We start from the raw sequence: 17,851 nt of genomic DNA on the forward strand, positions 1-17,851 counted from the left end.
CGAGCCCGTGGCGTAACCGCTATTCTCCGATCCACCCGTCCAGCAGGTCGGCAAACTCGTCGGCGTGTTCCTCTTCCTGCGCCAGGATCTCTTCGAGGATGCGCTTGGTGGTGGTGTCGCGGTCGCCGATGAAGTTGATCATTTCGCGGTAGCTGTCGATGGCAATGCGTTCGGCCACCAGGTTCTCGCGCACCATGTCGCGCAGGTCGCTGCCTTCCTTGTACTCGGCGTGCGAGCGTGCGGTCAGCGTATCGGGGTTGAGGTCGGGCTCGCCGCCAAGCTGGACGATGCGCTCAGCCAGCTTGCCGGCGTGCGCCTGTTCCTGCTGCGCATGCTCGAGGAACTCGGCCTTGACCGCGTCGGCCAGCATGCCCTTGGCCATGAAAAAGTGCCGGTAGTAGCGCAGCACGCACACGTACTCGGTGGCCAACGCGTCGTTGAGCAGCTTGATCACTGCCTCGCGGTCGGCATTGTAGCTGTCGGTGATCGCACCATCTTCGATGTTGCGCCGGGCGCGTTCGCGCAGGGTCTTGCGGTCGCTGATGCCGGGAACCTTTGCGGCAGGCTTTGTGGCTTTGGCTGGCTTGCTGGACATGGCTGGCCGTTTCCTCTTGCGGTGGAAGATCAGGTGGGCAGGTGCTCCAGCACGTACTCGGCTGAAGAGACTTCGAACTGGCCCGGCTGTTCGACCCAGACCGCACGCACCACGCCATCGACCACGTACAGGGCGAAACGGCGCGAGCGGATGCCCATGCCCGAGGCGCTGGCATCGAGCTCCAGGCCGAGCGCGCGAGTCAGTTCGGCGTTGCCGTCGGACAGCATCAGCAGGCCGTCGGGCACGCTCTGGTCGGCGGCCCAGGCCTTCATCACGAACGGGTCGTTGACGGCCATGCAGTAGACGTCGATGCCGCGCTGGCGGAAGTCCTGGAATTTCTCGACGTAGCCGGGCAGGTGGCGCGCCGAGCAGGTCGGGGTGAACGCGCCGGGCACGGCGAACAGCACCACCTTGCGCGCATCGAACAGCGAATGCGTATCGAGTGTTTCGATGCCCTCGCGGATGCGCTTGAGGGTCACTTCCGGAATGCGGTCGCCGACATGGATGGTCATGGGGAACTCCTTGCTGGGGCAGGCTAGTGGGCCGGATGGGACAGGGGCGTCAAGACATTGGAAAACCTGCGTGCAGGCCCCATCTTCGGGCTTTGCGGCAGGGGCTTCCAGCCACAGCGTGGGGCATGGGGATGGCAGCCGCATTGCGCAGGATCAGTCGGCCTCACCGGCGCCGCACGAGGCCCGGCGTAGCATCGCCGACGCGTAGAATGAACCCGGGGCGGCGCCACCGGCGCGGCCGAAGCGAATCGAGGTAGCTGGATGGAATTCAAGGATTACTACGCCACCCTGGGGGTGGAACCGAGCGCGGGCGAGGCGGAGATCAAGACCGCCTACCGCCGGCTGGCACGCAAGTACCACCCGGACGTCAGCAAGGAGGCCGGGGCCGAAGACAAGTTCAAGGCGGTCAACGAGGCCTATGAGGCGCTGCGCGACCCGGAGAAGCGCGCGGCCTACGACCAGCTGCGCGCGCAGGGCTATCGCCCGGGCGAGGAGTTCAACGTGCCGCCGAACTACGGCGGCGCCGGGGGGTTCAATTTCGAGGAAGTGTTCGGCGGCGGCGGCCCCAACGGCGGCTTCAGCGACTTCTTCGAAAGCCTGTTCGCGCGCCAGCGTGGCGGTGGCGGCGCTGGTCCGGGGCCGGGCTTCAGCAGCCAGGGCCATGCGCCCAATCGCGATACCCGCGCCAAGCTGTCGGTACCGCTGGAGGCGGCCTACAACGGTGACAGCCTGCGCATCACCGTCAACGGCAAGCAGCTGGACGTGCGCGTGCCCAAGGGCATCCGCCCGGGCCAGGTGATCCGCCTGGCAGGGCAGGGCAACCATGGCGGCAACCTGCTGCTGGAAGTGGAATACGCCGCGCACCCGCAGTTCGAGGTCGATGGCCGCAACATCCTCTATACGCTGCCGGTCACACCGTGGCAGGCCGCGTTGGGGACCAGCATCAGCGTGCCGACCCTGGGCGGTGCGGTGGAGCTGAAGATTCCGGCCGATTCCGATGCCGGGCGCAAGCTGCGCCTGCGTGGCCGTGGCCTTCCTGGCAGCCCGGACGGCGACCAGATCGTCGAAATCGAGATCGTGGCCCCGGCTGCGACCGACGAGGCGCAGAAGAAGGCCTATCGGAACCTGGCCAAGGCGTTTGGCGAAACGATCTGAGATCGATTCTGGTGGGTGTGGACCTCGGTCCACACGCCTTTCGGCCGTTCAAGGCGTGCCAACCAAGGTTGGCACCCACCGGAATGTTTCAGCCCTGCCCGGCGAACACCCGTTCCAGCACCTCGGACAGTTCATCTTCCGAGAACGGCTTGGTGATGTAGGCCTTGGCGCCCTGGCGCATGCCCCACATGCGGTCGGTGTCCTGGTCCTTGGTGGTCACCAGGATCACCGGAATGTGCCGGGTCGCCTCGTCGCGGGCGAGGGTACGGGTGGCCTGGAAGCCATTGAGGTTGGGCATCACCACGTCCATCAGGACCAGGTCGGGCAGCTCGGCCTTGGCGGTTTCGACCCCGGCGGCGCCATCGGTGGCGGTCAGGATCTGGTGCCCGAGCTTCTCGACGATGCGCTGTATCCCCAACAGCTGCGACGGTGAGTCGTCGACGATCAGAATGCGTGCCATGTTGTTCCCCATGTAATGCCCGCAGTGTAGTGCGGGCACATTACCGGCGGGAGGGGCGCGTCTGCCGTCCGTCGCCTGCCTGCGACGTTCAGTCGATCCGCACCACCGTGCGCCCCAGCGAGCCGCCGGCCAGCATCCGCTGGAACACGGCGGGCAGGCCATCCAGGCCGACTTCGGCAGTGCAGATGCGGTCCAGGTGCTGCGGCTTCCAGTCACTGCCCAGTCGCGACCACACCTCTTCGCGCAGCCCGCGCGGCGCATTGGCCGAGGACACCCCCAGCAGCGAGACACCGCGCAGGATGAACGGCATCACGGTCATGTTCAGCGTCGGGCTGGCGGCCAGACCGGCGCTGACCACGCTGCCGTAGGGCACGGTCTGCGCCAGCAGGCTGGCCAGCATGTCGCCTCCGGCATTGTCGAGGCCACCGCCGAAGCGCGCCGACTGCAGCGGGCCGGTATCGGCCAGCGCGTCGCGTGGCAGTACCTCGGTGGCGCCGATGCTGCGCAGGAATTCGGCCTGGTCCTGCTTGCCGCTGACCGCGTGCACGCTGTAGCCGGCACGGCTGAAGATCGACAGCGCCAGCGCACCGACGCCGCCGCTGGCACCGGTGACTGCCAGCGGGCCGAGTTCCGGGGTCTGCCGGTTGTCCTGCATGCGCAGCAGGGCCAGCGCCGCAGTGAAGCCGGCGGTGCCCACCACCATCGCCTCGCGCGGGGTCAGCCCGGCCGGCTGGGCGATCACCGCGCGCGATTCCAGCCGCACGTACTGGCTGTAGCCGCCATCACGGGTCTCGCTGAGGCCGCAGCCGGTGGCCAGCACCGCATCGCCTTCACGCCAGTCCGGGTCGGAGCTGGCGACCACGGTACCGGCCACGTCGATGCCGCCCACGAGCGGGAAGCGGCGCAGGATTTTCCCCTTGCCGGTACCGGCAAGGGCATCCTTGTAGTTGACCGAGGACCAGTGGGCGCGGATCAGCACCTGTCCGGGGTTGAGGTCGTCGATCCGGAGCTGGGCAAGGCCGCTGCGGTAGCCGGCGTCGTCGTTTTCGATGCGGAAGGCGGTGAACGGGGTGGTGGGGGCCATCGGCGTTGCCTGACTTCGAGGAAAACGCCACCTTACCCCGTTGCCCCCCTTTCGATCCTGCCGATCCGCCCCATCTTGTATGATCGGTGATGGTTTCACGGCTGGCGGTGCGGGAAGGGCCCGCGCCGCAGCCCAAATCTTGATGGAGCGTGCATGGCCTGGAATACACCCGGCGGCAACAAGGGCGGACAAGGCCCCGAGGACAATCGACGCGGGCCCTTCGGGTCGCGCGGCGGTGGCAATGGTGGTGGCTGGGGCGGACTGCCCGGGCCGCTGAAGGACCTGTTCGACGGTGGCATCGTGCGTTGGGTGGTGGCAGCCGTGGTGTTGCTGGTGCTGTTCTCCAGCTTCCAGCTGATCGGCGAACAGCAGCGTGGCGTGGTGCTGCGCTTCGGCCAGTTCTCGCGCATCCTGCAGCCCGGCCCGAACTTCAAGCTGCCGTGGCCGATCGAATCGGTCACCAAGGTCAATGCCACCGAGATCAAGACCTTCTCGATCCAGGTGCCGGTGCTGACCCGCGACGAGAACATCGTCAACGTCTCGCTGAATGTCCAGTACCGCATCGACGACCCGCAGCAGTACCTGTTCGGCACGGTCGATGCCAACCAGGTGCTGGAGCAGTCGGCGCAGAGCGCGGTGCGCGAAGAAGTGGGCCGCGCTGATCTCAACGCCGTGCTGAACAACCGTGGCCCGCTGGCCGTGGCTGCCGAAGAGCGCCTGCAGGCGCTGCTGAAGGCGTTCAAGACCGGCCTGACCGTGACCGGCCTGACCCTGCAGGACGCCCGTCCGCCAGAAGAGGTCAAGCCGGCCTTCGACGAGGTCAATGGCGCCCAGCAGGTCAAGGAACGCCTGATCAACGAAGCCCAGGCCTACGCCGCCAAGGTCGTGCCGGAAGCCCGAGGCCAGGCCTCGCGTGCCCGTACCACTGCCGAAGGCTACAAGCAGGCCGTGGTGTCCAAGGCCGAGGGTGACGCGCAGCGCTTCAGCCTGTTGCAGGCCCAGTACAAGGACGCCCCGGAAGTGACCCGCAAGCGCCTGTGGCTGGAGACCGTGCAGCAGGTGCTGAGCGAGAACCGCAAGGTGATCGGTGGTGATGGCCGCCAGCTGATCTACGTGCCGATGACCGGCGATACCCGTCCCACCACCCCGGCTCCGCCGGGAGTGACGAACCCGGAGGTGGTGATGCCGTCGCTGTCGGGTGCAGCGGCGGAAGCTTCCCGTGATCCGGGCCGGCCGGTGGGCCGCCCGACCGGGCGACCGAGCGGCCGTGAGGAGGGCAGCCGATGAAGAGTCCTATCTGGATCGCCGTGATCGTGGCGGTGGTGCTGGGCCTGCTCGGCTCGGTGTACGTGGTCCGTGAGGACCAGACCGCCATGGTCCTGAACCTGGGCAAGGTGGTGCGTTCGGACATCAAGCCGGGCCTGCACTTCAAGGTGCCGGTGGTGGAAACGGTGAAGGTCTTCGACCGCCGCTTCCAGGTGCTCGACACTGCGCCGGCGCGTTACTTCACCGCCGAGCAGAAGGACGTCAGCGTCGACTTCTTCGCCATCGGCTACATCTCCAACGTGGGTGACTACTTCCGTGCCACCGGCGGCGATCCGCGGATCGCCAATGCCCGCCTGGCACCGATCATCACCGACTCGCTGCGCAACCAGATCAACTCGCGCACCCTGCAGCAGCTGGTCTCCGGCGACCGCAGCGAGCTGATCGCCGAGCAGCTGAAGGGAATCAACGAAGCCGTGGCCGGCCTCGGCATGCAGATGATCGACCTGCGCATCAAGCAGGTGGACCTGCCCACCGACAGCCAGGTGATCAATGACGTGTACGAGCGCATGCGCGCCCAGCGCAAGCAGGAAGCCGCCAAGCTGCGCGCCGAGGGCGAGGAGCAGTCGCTGACCATCCGTGCCCAGGCCGACCGTGACAGCACCGTGCTGATCGCCGAGGCCGAGCGTGATGCCCAGCGCCTGCGTGGTGAAGGCGATGCCGATGCCGCCCGTATCTACGGCAAGGCCGGCTCGGCCGATCCCTCGTTCTACGCGTTCTACCGCAGCCTGGAGGCCTACCGTGGCTCCATGACCGACGGCAACGGCGTGATCGTGCTGGACAAGAACGACCCGTTCCTGCAGTACCTGAAGAACGACCGCTGAGGTCGCAGGGCACTACCCCACGGGGCCCGGCCAGACGCCGGGCCCCGTGCTTTTTCCGGAGTCCCCCCATGAAAGATCTGTTCGCCGCCGTCTGCCTGGTCGCGGTGCTGGAAGGCCTGTTCCTGTTCGTCGCCCCGTTCGCCTGGAAGCGCATGGCCGAGCGCCTGCTGGACCTGCCCAGCCCGGCCCTGCGCAGCTTCGGCGGGCTGGTGCTGCTGGCCGGGCTGAGCCTGCTGTGGTGGGTGCGGCACTGAACCCCGCCCTGTAGCGTCCGAGCCCATGCTCGGGCGGCGCCGCGCAGCGGCGGGAAGGCAGCCGAGCATGGGCTCGGCTCTACATGAGACGCCGGCCTGACCGGCCGGTGAAGCCGTCCGTCGGAAAGGTGGCGCCTGACCCCGGAAACCCGGATAATGCACAAAAGCCGGACGGGCCTCCCCGCTCGGCTTTTTCCGTGTCTGGGCCTTCCATCGCCGGCTGCTCCCCGTTTGGAGCCGCCCTCCAGGTGCTGGCCAGCCCCGCCACGGTTTACCCGTCCGCGGCCCCGATGGCCGCAACATATGAGGAGCCCGTCATGGGTCAGTCTGTCGTAGTGCTTGGTGCCCAGTGGGGCGATGAAGGCAAGGGCAAGATCGTCGATCTGCTCACTGAGGAAATCGGCGCCGTCGTGCGCTTCCAGGGCGGCCACAATGCCGGCCACACCCTGGTCATCAACGGCAAGAAGACCGTCCTGCACCTGATCCCGTCGGGCATCCTGCGTGACGATGCGCTGTGCCTGATCGGCAACGGCGTGGTGATCTCGCCGGCCGCGCTGCAGAAGGAAATCGCCGAGCTGGAATCCTCCGGCGTGGAAGTGCGTTCGCGCCTGAAGATCTCCCCGGCCGCGCCACTGATCATGCCGTACCACATCGCCCTGGACCAGGCGCGCGAGCGCGCTGCCGGTGGCAAGGCGATCGGCACCACCGGCCGTGGCATCGGCCCGGCCTACGAAGACAAGGTGGCGCGTCGCGGCATCCGCATCGCCGACCTGCATTACCCGAAGCAGCTCGAAGAACTGCTGCGCACCGCGCTGGACTACCACAACTTCGTGCTGACCAAGTATCTGAACACCGATGCGGTCGACTTCCAGAAGACCTTCGACGAAGCGCTGGCCTTCGGCGAGTACGTGCAGCCGATGAAGTCCGACGTGGCCGGGATCCTGCACGACCTGCGCAAGCAGGGTAAGCGCGTGCTGTTCGAAGGCGCGCAGGGTGCGCTGCTGGACATCGACCACGGCACCTACCCGTACGTCACCAGCTCCAACACCACCGTCGGTGGTGCGCTGGCCGGTTCTGGCGTCGGCGCCGATTCGATCGACTACGTGCTGGGTATCGCCAAGGCCTATGCCACCCGCGTCGGCGGCGGCCCGTTCCCGACCGAACTGGACGACGAAGTCGGCCAGGGCATCCGTGACCGCGGTGCCGAGTACGGTGCCTCGACCGGTCGCCCGCGTCGCTGCGGCTGGATGGACATCGTCGCGCTGAAGCGCGCCGTGGCCATCAACGGCATCAGCGGCCTGTGCATCACCAAGCTGGACGTGCTCGATGGCATGGAAAAGCTGAAGGTCTGCATCGCCTACGAATACAACGGCAAGCGCACCGAGTACGCCCCGCTGGACGCACAGGGCTGGGAAGACTGCACCCCGGTGTACCTGGAGTTCCCGGGCTGGAGCGAGAACACCCACGGCATCACCCACTGGGACGACCTGCCGCCGGCCGCACGTGCCTACCTGCGTTCGCTGGAAGAGCTGGCGGGTTGCCCGATCAGCATCGTCTCCACCGGCCCGGACCGCGACCACACCATGGTCCTGCAGGATCCGTTCGCCTGAGTGCGTGACCGGTAGCGCTGGGCCATGCCTGGCGTCGCAGAAGGAAGAAGCCCCGCGAACGCGGGGCTTTTTCGTTACTGTGTTGCCAGTGCCGGCGAGGAAGCGAAGCGATGACCAGGATGTCAGCGTGAAAGGCGAGACCGTGGTGCGGGTCACCCTGTGGGTGTTGTGGAGCCTGTGGGTCATCGCCTGCGCGGTTCTGGCGCTCGGCGCCATCGCCAACCATCTGGCCTCGCGTACCCAGACCCTGCCGCTGCTGCTCAGCCCCGGCGCGACGGCCGAGGTGACGGTCTACCGCTTCATTGATGACCAACTGCGGCTGCGACTGCGGTATGCCGCAGACGGTACTGAGGCTGACCCTGAAGTGCTGCTGCGCATCGACACTCCCACCGATCATGGGGACTTCCGCGCAGGAGAGCGTTCGGGAGTGGCCGGGCAGGGTATCAACCGCAGGCTGGCATCGGTTGAGTCCAGCGGGCTCATGGCGTCCTACTTTGGATATGGCCGCGGTGATGCATTGCCACGCGGACGCTCATGGCTGCGGGTAACCGTACTGGAGGTGGACCCGGCGCTGGCGGGCAGGGCGGCCGTGATCGAACTGCAGCCCCCGCTGGACCTGCTGAAGCTGACCGACCTGGATTACGTCTGGCTGTGGCCGTTCTTTTTCTGGAAGGTGGCGGCACTGTTCCTGCTGATTCCCGGGGGTGCGTTGGCGGTGTTCACGTTCAACTTGCGGCGCTGGCAGCGCCGGGCGTCGAAGCAGCCGATTTCAGCAGCGGATACGGATTGATCGATTCCCCCTTCCACCACTGCTTCTCCGGCCCCAGTACGTGTACTTCGAAATGCAGGTGCGGGGCCTCCGCGCTGGCATTACCAGTGCTGCCCACATAACCAATCACATCCCCGCGTTTGATCACCTGCTTTTCGCTCAGGCCATCGGCATAGCGCTGCAGGTGCGCGTAGTAGTAGCACCAGCGTCCGCTGGGCTCGAACTGGTAGATGGTCAGCCCACCGCGCTTGCTGTCGAACAGCTTCTCCACCGTGCCGTCGGCCACCGCCAGCACCGGCGTACCGGCATCGGCCATGATGTCGATCGCATCGTGCACGCGGCCCTCGCTGCGTGCATCAGTGAAGGTGTCGCGCAGTTGAGAGGGCAGTACCCCCTGCACCGGCAGCAGCAGGGTGCCCGAGGCTGCGTCGATGCCAGTCGGTGCCGTCGCGCGCGGCGCGGCAGCTTGCATCGACGGCGTTGTGGCCACGCTGGGCTGCGCTGCAGGAGTGGACGCGGCCACGAATTCGCCAGCATCGCGGCGCAGCCACCAGCCCAGTCCCACACCCAGCAGCACGCCCAGCACGATCAGCTGCGAAAAACGCATCGGCTCACTCCTGCATCACCACGGGGACGGAGGTATCCACCGCATCGGCCACGCGCAGCGCATCCCAGTTGGTCATGCGTACGCAGCCATGCGATTCGGTCTTGCCGACATGGCCTGGTACCGGCGTTCCGTGGAGGCCATAGTGGGGCTTGGACAGGTCGATCCAGACCCGGCCGACCGGATTGTTCGGGCCTGGCGGCAGCGTGGCTTTCTTCTCGCCTTTGCGCGCATCCCAGAACAGCTTGGGGTTGTAGTGGAACGGCGGGTCGCGATAGACGCCGAGAATCTTCCATTCACCGATCGGCAGCGGATCATGCTGGCTGCCGGAAGAGACCGGCACCTGCGCGATCACCTTGCCCTGCGTATCCAGCAGCTGCAGGGTGGAATCGGACTTGTCGACCACGATCTTCGCCGCCTTCGGCAATGCAGCCGGTGCGATGTTGGGCACCTGGATGCGGCTGCCGGCCTTGGCCAGATCGACGCCGGGGTTGAGCGCCTTCAGCAATGCCGGCGACGCATGGAAACGCTCTCCCAGTGATTCCTCGACGCTGCTGTAGCCCAGTGCCTTCAGCTTTGCCTGCGCGGCGGGCGTCTTCGGAACGGCGATGAACGGCCCGGCCACGTCCTCGGCGGTCAACGTGTAACTGGCAAGCGGCGTGGTCGCATCGGCCTGCAGTGCTTTCCAGGTGGCATCGTCCAGCTCTCCGCTCACTGTCAGGCCGTGGGCCGCCTGGAAGCCTGCCACGGCCCGGCGCTGATTGCTGCCGACCTCACCGTCGATCTCGCCCGGGGAGAAATTGGCGCGATCCAGAAGCACCTGGGCGTGCAGTGGCGATCGCGCCGCGGTATCGGGTCCGGTCTTCTCGGCAATGGGCTCCGGCAGCTGGACCGGCGGCGGCACCTGCGCGAAGGCGGGGGACATCAGCAAGGACAGGGCGAGCAGGGCGGGGCGACATACGGGCATGGAGATCTCCGGCAGATGGCAGCTCCACCCTGCCCGGAGAGGCTGCGCAGCCCCCGTGAAAGCAACCTGATGCTGGCATGAGCAGTGCGGTCCCGGCCGGCGGTTGGACCTTGCCGCAGAAGCGCGGCGCGTGGCCTCACCAAGGTGAACGGCTGCCGACGCGCGTGCGTGTTGCCGATCAAGATTGCCGGTGGCACGGCCGATAGGGGCGCATCCCCCCGTTTTGGATGTACCGATGAACTACTTGAGGAATGTCAGGGTTGCCTGGCGTCTTGGGCTGGGCTTTGGCCTGTTGCTGCTGCTGGTCGCCGCCGTGGTGGCCACCGGCGCCACCGCCAGTGTCGTGCAGAAGCGCGCGATGCAGCAGGTGGTCGACGTCAGCGTGGCCAAGGTGCGCCTGCTGTCGCAGATGCTCGATGCCAACAACCAGATGATGGTGGTGCGCCGCGAAATGCTGATCCGCCAGGGCGAAGCGCGCGACAGCGACGAGCAGCGCATCGCCGATCTGGTCAAGCGCTATGAGGCCAGCTGGACCAGCTACCAGGCACTGCCCAGCGACGCCGACGGCAAGGCCATCGCTGAAACCATCGCGGCCAAGCGTGCCATTGCGCGCCCTCTCAACAAGCAGACCAGCGAACTGATGGAGCAGGGCGACTACCCGGGCGCCGTGGCGCTGACCCTGGGCCCGGTGCAGGAAGCGGCCAATGGCTGGAACAAGGCGCTGTCCGACGGCGTGGACTTCGAAGAGAAGGAAAGCCGCGATGCGGCCGCCGAGGCGATCCGCCTCGGCGAGCGCAGCCTGTTGCAGTTGCTGGTGCTGGGCGGCGTCGCACTGCTGGTCGGCATCGGTGCCTCGGTGATGATCGGCCGCAGCCTGACCGGCCCACTGGCCCGCGCGGTGAACCTGGCCGAACGCCTGTCCAAGGGCCAGCTGGAACAGGAATTCCGTCTTGGCGGCCGTGACGAACTGACCCAGCTGGGTGAGGCGATGGCCAGCGTGCGGCAGAGCGTGCAGGCGGCGATCGGCGCGCAGCTGCAGATGGCCGAACAGCATGAGGCGGGCGCGATCCGCTATCGCATGGACGCCAGTGCGTTCCCTGGCGATTTCGGCCGCATGGTGCAGGCGACCAACAGCCTGGTCGAATCGCACGTGCAGGTGGAACTGCTGATGGCTGAAGTGATGCAGCGATACGCCATCGGTGACCTCAGCCGCGACCTGCCGGACTACCCGGGCGAGAAGGGCACGCTGACCCGCACCCTGGCCGCGGTGAAGCAGAGCCTGATGGCGATCAACGCGCAGATCGATGAACTGGCCCGCGCCGCGCGTGCCGGTGATTTCAGCATGCGTGGCGATGCCACTGCGTTCCAGTTCCAGTTCAAGGCGATGGTCGAGCACCTCAACGGCATGATGGCCAGTTCGCAGTCCAGCATTGCCGATGTCTCCGACGTGCTGCGCGCGATCTCGCACGGCGACCTGACCGCACGCATGGATGGCGAGTACGACGGTGTGTTCGCCCGCATGCGCGACGACGCCAACACCACCACTGCGCAGCTGACTGGCATCGTGCGGGGCATCCAGGTGGCTGCCGACAGCATCAACAACGCGGCGCAGGAACTGGCCGCCGGCAACAACGACCTGTCGCGCCGCACCGAGCAGCAGGCCGCCAATCTGGAAGAAGCGGCCGCATCGATGGAGGAACTGACTTCCACCGTACGCCAGAACGCTGAGCTGGCACGTCAGGCCGACAGCGAAGCGCATGCCGCCGGTGCCGCGGTGCGCGAGACCGAGCAGGCGATGGCACAGATGGCATCGGTCATGGGCGAGATCGATCAGTCGTCGGCTCGCATCTCGGAGATCTCCACGGTGATCGACGGCATCGCGTTCCAGACCAACATCCTGGCGTTGAATGCTGCAGTGGAAGCTGCGCGCGCAGGCGAGCAGGGCCGTGGTTTTGCCGTGGTCGCCAGCGAAGTGCGCACGCTCGCGCAGCGTGCCGGTGTCGCCGCCAAGGAGATCAAGGAGCTGATCGAAGACGCCGCTGCCAAGGTGAAGAGTGGCCTGGCGGTGACCGTTGAATCGGAAGCCGCGATCGCGCGCGTGGCCCAGGCCAGCTCGCGCACCACCCAGCTGATGAGCGACATCGCAGCGGCCAGCAAGGAACAGGCCGCCGGCATCGAGCAGGTCAACCAGGTGGTGGTGCAGATGGACCAGGTGACCCAGCAGAACGCCGCGCTGGTGGAAGAAGCCACTGCCGCGAGCCGCGCGCTGGAAGAACAGGCGCATGCACTGACCACGTCAGTGGCGGTATTCCAGCTGGAGCAGGGGCCGCGCATGCCGGTCATGCCGGCGCGGGCGGCGTAAGCGACCTGTAACTGGATACTGGATGGCGCCCTGCCTGCGATGTCCCGCATGCAGGGCGTCGATGCACCCACCGGAACGATGCCGCGGGCTAGCGCCCGCGGGCTGAGCGTTCGATCAGCCAGCCGGCTGCGTACAGCAACAGCAGTGTTGGCGGAACCAGCACTGCATATGCGGTCGACCAGGGTTTGCCACGCAGCAGGCCGCCTGCGCCGATGGCATCGAGTGCGGCAGACTGCAGGGTGATGGGGAGCGCCATCAGGATATAGGTACCCTTCGGGTCCCCCTCCGACTGCGCGCCGTGAACCAGCCATGCGGTCAACAGCAGGTAGACCACGCAAAGCGCAAGTCCGGTCCAGCTCAGGAGTCGCCGCATCTTCATCCGCATGCCCCGGTTCAACGGACGTCGAAGCGGGCCTGCAGCGGCAGGCTCACCTTCCGCAGCAGATCCCGGACCATCACCTGCGCAGTCCACGTGCCTTTGGGATCACCGGCCTCGGCGACGAACTTCAGGTGCAGGTTGGTCATGTACAGCAGGTTTGGTGGGCCAGTCAGGGCGGCGGTGAAACAGGGAACATCGCGTTCGTCGATACTGGTACTGCCGTCCGGGCGCAGCATGCGCAGATCGCAGTGCACCTTGGGTACGCGGTTCTCGTCCAGTTGCGGGTTGGAGAGGAATGTCAGCAGGAACAACTCACCGCCCAGGTGGACTTCGTTGGCCTCGTTGAAGCCGGGAGTGGTCTCCGGCGGGGTCTCCCACTTGGTCCGCCAGTCGGCATCGGAAGTGACCAGCAGCGATGCCGCGAAGCCGCCGCTGGATTTCATGGCATCGGTCTCCGTCAACGCCTTGCCATCCCCATTTATCCAACCATCACTGGCGGAGCTGTTCAGTGACAGCATCATGGCCATCATGGTCAGCGCGCAGGTCCATCGCATCAACGGCTCTCCCGGGTAGCCGCGTCCCGCGGCAGAGCGGGTAGTATTGCCCAACATTGGCCTGCAAAGCAGCAGGACAGCCGGAGCAGGGGTTCCGTTGCCTGCCGATGTGGGTCATGCTTGCCAGCAAAGGAGGTGGCATGGGAATCGGGAGCGAGGAAACGCCGATCTGTTTCCCTGCATCGGCCGTGCCGCAGCACGTGCTGATGCTGCCCGGTCTGGATGGCTCCAGCAGGCTGTCGCCCCCGTTCCTGTCGGCACTCCAGGCTTACGGTCTGACAACGCAGGCGATCACGCTGCCCGCGCAGGGACCGCAGGATCACGCCACGCTTGCCCAACGGCTGTGGTCGCAGCTGCCCAGTCGTCCCTTCATCCTGCTCGCCGAGTCTTTCTCGGGCCCGTTGGCTGTTGAACTGGCCACGCGCCATCCCACCGGGCTGCGCGGACTGGTGCTTGCAGCGACGTTTGCGCGTCGGCCGGTGCCACTGCCGGCAGCCAGCGCAGCCCTGCTGTCGCCGGCCTGGCCGCTGCCTCCCGTGGCATTGCTGGCGCGCCTGTTGCTGGGGCCGTGGTACACCCGCGGGCACACATCGATGCTGCGCGATGCGTTGGCCAGGACTCCGACGAGCACGTTGCGGCAACGCGCCGCAGCGACCCTGCGGGTCGACGTGCGTGCATTGCTGCCAGCAATCCAAGTGCCGACGCTGTGCCTGCACGCGTGCCACGACCGCCTGCTGTGGCCGCCCAGCGTGGCCGAGCTGCAGGCCCTGTTGCCCGATGCCCGCCATGTGTCGTTGGAGGGGCCACATCTGCTGCTGCAGGCGCGTGCCGACGCAGCTGCAGCCGAAGTGGCCGCGTGGATGAGGACGTTGCCGCGTTGAACGATGCGCTCAGCTGCGGGCGCGGGTACGTGCCGCTTTCCTGGCCGCCACCTTGCGCACGGTCTTCTTCGCCGCACGGGTCTTGGCCGCCTTCTTCGCTGCAGCACTGCGCGAGGCGGCTGTACCGGCCTTCTTGACCGCTGTCTTCTTTGCGGCCTTCTTGGTGGCGGTCTTACGAGCCGGTGCCTTCTTTGCCACCGCTTTCTTCGCAGGTGCCTTCTTCGCTGCCGTCGCCTTGGTCGTGGCCTTCTTTGTGGCCGACTTCCTGGCAGGCGCCTTCTTGGCAGCCTTCTTGCTGGTCGCCTTCTTCGCGCCCTTGCGGGCACTGCCGCTACGCTTGCCGCCGCCGTCCTGCTTGTTCACGGTGGCCCAGGCAATGCGCTCGGCGGTGCCTTCACTCGCGCCGCGATCACGTTCGCTTTCCTCGATGTGCTCGGCCTGGCGCTTCTGTTTTTCGGTATATGCGGATTTGTCACCACGGGGCATGACAGTTCTCCTGTTGTCGTAGTCAGGCCAGCAGGCGCAGCTTGGGCTCGCGAGCCCACTGACGGGTGGCGGCCGCCGCCAGGAAGGCCTTGGCGTCTTCCGCTTCGACGATGCCGGCATCGTTGCCGACCCGCGCCGCCTTCAGCAGCGTCTGGCCGCCTGCGTCGCTGGCGATGGCCTTCAGGTGCGTCCACGCCTGGCTGACGAATTCGACGGCTGCACTCTCTTTCGACAAGGCCTTCGCGGCTTCCGGGCTGAGCACCACGGCCACCGCATCGAACACAGCCGATGGCGTGCCCGCCAGTTGCCCATCCGCCGCCTGCATCGCCCCATCGCTCAGCGTGGCGCCGCCTACTTTGGGCGCGACCAGCTTCACGTCTGCACCCGCCTTCCGGGCCGCTTTGCTCAGGCTGGCCATCACGCGCGCGTCGGAGCCCTCATCAAACAGGATGCCGATGCTGCGCCCTTGCAGGGTGGGCTTGTTGCGCCCGATCACGCGCACCTCGGGAGCGGCAGGCATGTCCTGCACCGGCGTGGCGGTCGGCGCGGGGTCGGGCAGTGCAGGCAACGCGAGCCCATCAGCTACGCGCTGCGCCAGTGATTCGTCGATGTTGCGCAGGTGGCTGACGGTACGCACCCGCACCTTCAGCGTTTCCACCTTGGACAATTCGAACACGAGTGCCGATGCCAGATGCGCCTGTTCCGGCTTCTCAAGGCTACGGAAGAACATGCGTGCCTGGCTGTAGTGGTCGGCGAAACTCTCCGCGCGGGTGCGACCCTTGCGACCATCGTCGGCGCTGGCATGGCTGCGGAATCCGGCAGGCGTCTCGCGCGGGGTGTCCTCCTGCAGCGAACTGGGATCGTAGGCCACCCGGCCCTTGGGCACCTGCATCTGCATGTGGCCGTCGCGCTGATGATTGGCAAACGGGCACTTGGGCGCATTCACCGGGATCTGGTGGAAGTTCGGGCCGCCCAGGCGCAGCAGCTGGGTGTCCAGATAGGAGAACAGGCGCCCCTGCAGCAGCGGGTCGTTGCTGAAGTCGATGCCCGGTGGCACGTTGGCCGGGCAGAAAGCCACCTGCTCGGTCTCGGCGAAGAAGTTGTCCGGCCAGCGGTCCAGCACCATGCGCCCGATGACCTGCAACGGCACCAGCGATTCGGGAATGATCTTGGTCGGGTCCAGATGATCGAACGGGAATGCGTCGGCCTCTTCTTCCGTAAACAGCTGCACTCCCAGTTCCCATTCGGGAAAGTCGCCGCGCTGGATGGCCTCGAACAGGTCGCGGCGATGGAAGTCGTTGTCGGCCGACTGCAGCTTCAGTGCTTCGTCCCAGACCGTTGACTGGATGCCAAGCTTCGGCCGCCAGTGGAACTTGACGAAGGTCGACTCTCCCGCCTCGTTCAGCAGGCGGAAGCTGTGCACACCGAAGCCTTCGATCATCCGCAGCGAACGCGGTATGGCGCGGTCGCTCATCGCCCACATGATCATGTGCATCGACTCGGGCATGAGCGAGATGAAATCCCAGAAGGTGTCGTGGGCCGTGGCGGCCTGCGGAAACGCACGGTCCGGTTCCATCTTCACTGCGTGCACCAGGTCCGGGAATTTCATGGCGTCCTGGATGAAGAACACCGGAATGTTGTTGCCAACCAGATCCCAGTTGCCCTCCTTGGTATAGAACTTGACCGCGAAGCCGCGCACGTCGCGGGGGGTATCCACCGAGCCCGCGCCGCCGGCTACCGTCGAGAAACGGGTGAACACGGGCGTCTTGACGCCTACCTCGGTCAGGATGCGCGCGCGGGTATGGGCGGCCAGTGACCGGGTCAGCTCGAAGTAGCCGTGTGCTGCGCTGCCACGTGCGTGCACGATGCGCTCGGGAATGCGTTCGTGATCGAAGTGGGTGATCTTCTCGCGCAGGATGAAGTCCTCCAGCAGCGTGGGCCCTCGGGGCCCCTGCCGCAGGGAGTTCTGGTTGTCCGCCACCGGGATGCCCTGATCGGTGGTCATCACCGGATGGGTGCCCCCGGCCTGCTGGTGCAGTTCATCGCCATCGCCCCGGCGGTGGTTTCCGGCAGGGGCGGTTGCGCGCTTGCCGGTCGGCTTGCTGGCGGCCATTGACGTTGGCTCCGGATCATCAGAAGGAACCACGACACTGGAACCAGCCGCGTTAAACCGAGGTCCGGCAGAGGTGAACGTACAGGCAAAAGCAGGCTCGGGTATGCTTGCTCCATGCGAGTCGAGCCCGCCGACATCGAAGCCCTGTTCGACGCCATCCCGGATGTGCTGTTTTTCATCAAGGACCTTCAGGGGCGTTACACCCACGTCAACCAGACCATGCTGCGGCGGCTGGGCCTGCGCGCGCGCAAGGACGTGATCGGGCGTACCGCGGCCGAGATCTACCCGACCGGGCTCAGTGCGGACTACGTCGATCAGGATGCCCGCGTGCTGTCCGGCGAGGTGATCGAGAACCTGATGGAGCTGCACCTGTTCGCCAACCGCGAACCGGGCTGGTGCCTGACCTGCAAGCGCCCGCTGGTGGTCGATGGGGCCATCGAGGGCCTGATCGGCATTTCCCGCGACCTCGGCCAGAAGGACAGCCTCGGTACCCAGTACGAGCAGCTACGGCTGGCCCTGGCCCACCTCAATGCGCACTACGCCGAGAACGTGCGCATGCAGACCCTGCTGGACATCACCGGCTTTTCGCTGTCCAAGCTGGAGCGCAGTTTCCGCAAGGTGTTCCAGATGACCCCGCAGCAGGTGCTGACCCGGCTGCGCATCCAGATGGCCATGCACCTGCTGCACGGCGACGACAGCATTGCCTGCATCGGCCAGGCCTGCGGTTTCAGCGACCAGAGCGCCTTTACCCGCAAGTTCAAGGCTGAAACCGGTTTCTCGCCGCGTGCCTACCGCGCCCGTATTGGTGGCAGTGTCGGAGAGCCGGCACTGGCCTGAGGCGCCTGCTGCGCTGTGCCTATCCCCGCAGGCATGGGACAGGGTAAGGTGTCGCCCCTGTAGCCCGCCGCCAGCCCTGCCG

General features: G+C 66.5%; 19 protein-coding genes. 9 read left to right on the forward strand and 10 right to left on the reverse strand.

Annotation, left to right across the window (positions count from 1 at the left end; genetic code table 11):
• Window positions 1-19: 19 nt before the first annotated feature.
• Both ACTJJM_RS14990 and ACTJJM_RS14995 read right to left on the reverse strand, forming a co-directional pair.
• A complete protein-coding gene (locus ACTJJM_RS14990) occupies window positions 20-595 on the reverse strand; it encodes a ferritin-like domain-containing protein (RefSeq protein ID WP_043399090.1) in 576 nt (191 codons plus the stop codon).
• A 29-nt stretch (window positions 596-624) separates the two neighbouring features.
• Entirely contained in the window at window positions 625-1,107 is a 483-nt protein-coding gene (locus ACTJJM_RS14995; RefSeq protein WP_049410392.1) for a peroxiredoxin, read from the reverse strand.
• A 261-nt stretch (window positions 1,108-1,368) separates the two neighbouring features.
• Here ACTJJM_RS14995 and ACTJJM_RS15000 point away from each other — a divergent pair, with 261 nt between their 5' ends.
• Window positions 1,369-2,262 (forward strand): DnaJ C-terminal domain-containing protein, encoded by an 894-nt coding sequence (locus ACTJJM_RS15000; RefSeq protein WP_010482782.1) that lies wholly within the window; start codon window positions 1,369-1,371, stop codon window positions 2,260-2,262.
• A gap of 88 nt (window positions 2,263-2,350) precedes the next feature.
• Here the strand turns inward: ACTJJM_RS15000 and pilH are convergent, their stop codons facing one another.
• Both pilH and ACTJJM_RS15010 read right to left on the reverse strand, forming a co-directional pair.
• Window positions 2,351-2,722 carry a twitching motility response regulator PilH gene (gene pilH, locus ACTJJM_RS15005; protein ID WP_005410644.1) on the reverse strand — a complete coding sequence of 124 codons (372 nt, stop codon included), beginning with the start codon at window positions 2,720-2,722 and terminating at the stop codon, window positions 2,351-2,353.
• An 88-nt stretch (window positions 2,723-2,810) separates the two neighbouring features.
• Window positions 2,811-3,806, reverse strand: a complete 996-nt coding sequence (locus ACTJJM_RS15010) for a YhdH/YhfP family quinone oxidoreductase (RefSeq protein WP_440865792.1) — start codon at window positions 3,804-3,806, stop codon at window positions 2,811-2,813.
• A gap of 153 nt (window positions 3,807-3,959) precedes the next feature.
• Between ACTJJM_RS15010 and hflK the strand changes: the two genes are divergently transcribed.
• From hflK to ACTJJM_RS15035, 5 genes are all read left to right on the forward strand, one after another.
• Complete coding sequence (gene hflK / locus ACTJJM_RS15015; RefSeq protein WP_049481886.1) at window positions 3,960-5,093, forward strand: FtsH protease activity modulator HflK; 1,134 nt, start codon at window positions 3,960-3,962, stop codon at window positions 5,091-5,093.
• Complete coding sequence (hflC, locus tag ACTJJM_RS15020; protein ID WP_010482785.1) at window positions 5,090-5,953, forward strand: protease modulator HflC; 864 nt, start codon at window positions 5,090-5,092, stop codon at window positions 5,951-5,953. Before hflK ends, hflC begins: the two co-directional genes overlap by 4 nt.
• Before the next feature lie 68 nt (window positions 5,954-6,021).
• Window positions 6,022-6,207, forward strand: coding sequence for a DUF2065 domain-containing protein (locus tag ACTJJM_RS15025; protein WP_005414170.1), 186 nt, complete (start codon window positions 6,022-6,024; stop codon window positions 6,205-6,207).
• 317 nt (window positions 6,208-6,524) lie between these two features.
• Complete coding sequence (locus ACTJJM_RS15030; protein WP_010482787.1) at window positions 6,525-7,817, forward strand: adenylosuccinate synthase; 1,293 nt, start codon at window positions 6,525-6,527, stop codon at window positions 7,815-7,817.
• A gap of 127 nt (window positions 7,818-7,944) precedes the next feature.
• Entirely contained in the window at window positions 7,945-8,607 is a 663-nt protein-coding gene (locus tag ACTJJM_RS15035; protein ID WP_235650840.1) for a hypothetical protein, read from the forward strand.
• Here the strand turns inward: ACTJJM_RS15035 and ACTJJM_RS15040 are convergent.
• Both ACTJJM_RS15040 and ACTJJM_RS15045 read right to left on the reverse strand, forming a co-directional pair.
• A complete protein-coding gene (locus ACTJJM_RS15040; protein ID WP_235650841.1) occupies window positions 8,543-9,193 on the reverse strand; it encodes a M23 family metallopeptidase in 651 nt (216 codons plus the stop codon). The genes ACTJJM_RS15035 and ACTJJM_RS15040 overlap by 65 nt on opposite strands.
• A gap of 4 nt (window positions 9,194-9,197) precedes the next feature.
• Window positions 9,198-10,157: a L,D-transpeptidase family protein gene (locus ACTJJM_RS15045; protein ID WP_440865793.1), complete on the reverse strand. Its 960-nt coding sequence runs from the start codon at window positions 10,155-10,157 to the stop codon at window positions 9,198-9,200.
• Between the two features lie 235 nt (window positions 10,158-10,392).
• Here ACTJJM_RS15045 and ACTJJM_RS15050 point away from each other — a divergent pair, with 235 nt between their 5' ends.
• Window positions 10,393-12,519: a methyl-accepting chemotaxis protein gene (locus ACTJJM_RS15050; RefSeq protein WP_071306235.1), complete on the forward strand. Its 2,127-nt coding sequence runs from the start codon at window positions 10,393-10,395 to the stop codon at window positions 12,517-12,519.
• Between the two features lie 88 nt (window positions 12,520-12,607).
• Here ACTJJM_RS15050 and ACTJJM_RS15055 read toward each other — a convergent pair whose 3' ends face one another.
• Complete coding sequence (locus ACTJJM_RS15055) at window positions 12,608-12,898, reverse strand: hypothetical protein (RefSeq protein ID WP_032954416.1); 291 nt, start codon at window positions 12,896-12,898, stop codon at window positions 12,608-12,610.
• A gap of 14 nt (window positions 12,899-12,912) precedes the next feature.
• Window positions 12,913-13,425 carry a hypothetical protein gene (locus ACTJJM_RS15060; RefSeq protein ID WP_235650843.1) on the reverse strand — a complete coding sequence of 171 codons (513 nt, stop codon included), beginning with the start codon at window positions 13,423-13,425 and terminating at the stop codon, window positions 12,913-12,915.
• Between the two features lie 167 nt (window positions 13,426-13,592).
• Here ACTJJM_RS15060 and ACTJJM_RS15065 point away from each other — a divergent pair, with 167 nt between their 5' ends.
• Window positions 13,593-14,333, forward strand: a complete 741-nt coding sequence (locus tag ACTJJM_RS15065) for a serine aminopeptidase domain-containing protein (protein ID WP_049410380.1) — start codon at window positions 13,593-13,595, stop codon at window positions 14,331-14,333.
• A gap of 9 nt (window positions 14,334-14,342) precedes the next feature.
• On the opposite strand, the gene ACTJJM_RS15070 is transcribed toward ACTJJM_RS15065, so the two are convergent.
• Together ACTJJM_RS15070 and ACTJJM_RS15075 are read right to left on the reverse strand one after the other, a co-directional pair.
• Entirely contained in the window at window positions 14,343-14,819 is a 477-nt protein-coding gene (locus tag ACTJJM_RS15070; protein ID WP_049410378.1) for a hypothetical protein, read from the reverse strand.
• A 22-nt stretch (window positions 14,820-14,841) separates the two neighbouring features.
• A complete protein-coding gene (locus ACTJJM_RS15075; RefSeq protein ID WP_235650844.1) occupies window positions 14,842-16,932 on the reverse strand; it encodes a catalase in 2,091 nt (696 codons plus the stop codon).
• 114 nt (window positions 16,933-17,046) lie between these two features.
• Between ACTJJM_RS15075 and ACTJJM_RS15080 the strand changes: the two genes are divergently transcribed.
• Window positions 17,047-17,769: an AraC family transcriptional regulator gene (locus ACTJJM_RS15080; RefSeq protein WP_043399063.1), complete on the forward strand. Its 723-nt coding sequence runs from the start codon at window positions 17,047-17,049 to the stop codon at window positions 17,767-17,769.
• The last annotated feature ends 82 nt before the right edge of the window (window positions 17,770-17,851 follow it).

The organism is Stenotrophomonas sp. 22692, assembly GCF_052045015.1.
In the GTDB taxonomy this organism is placed as follows: domain Bacteria; phylum Pseudomonadota; class Gammaproteobacteria; order Xanthomonadales; family Xanthomonadaceae; genus Stenotrophomonas; species Stenotrophomonas geniculata.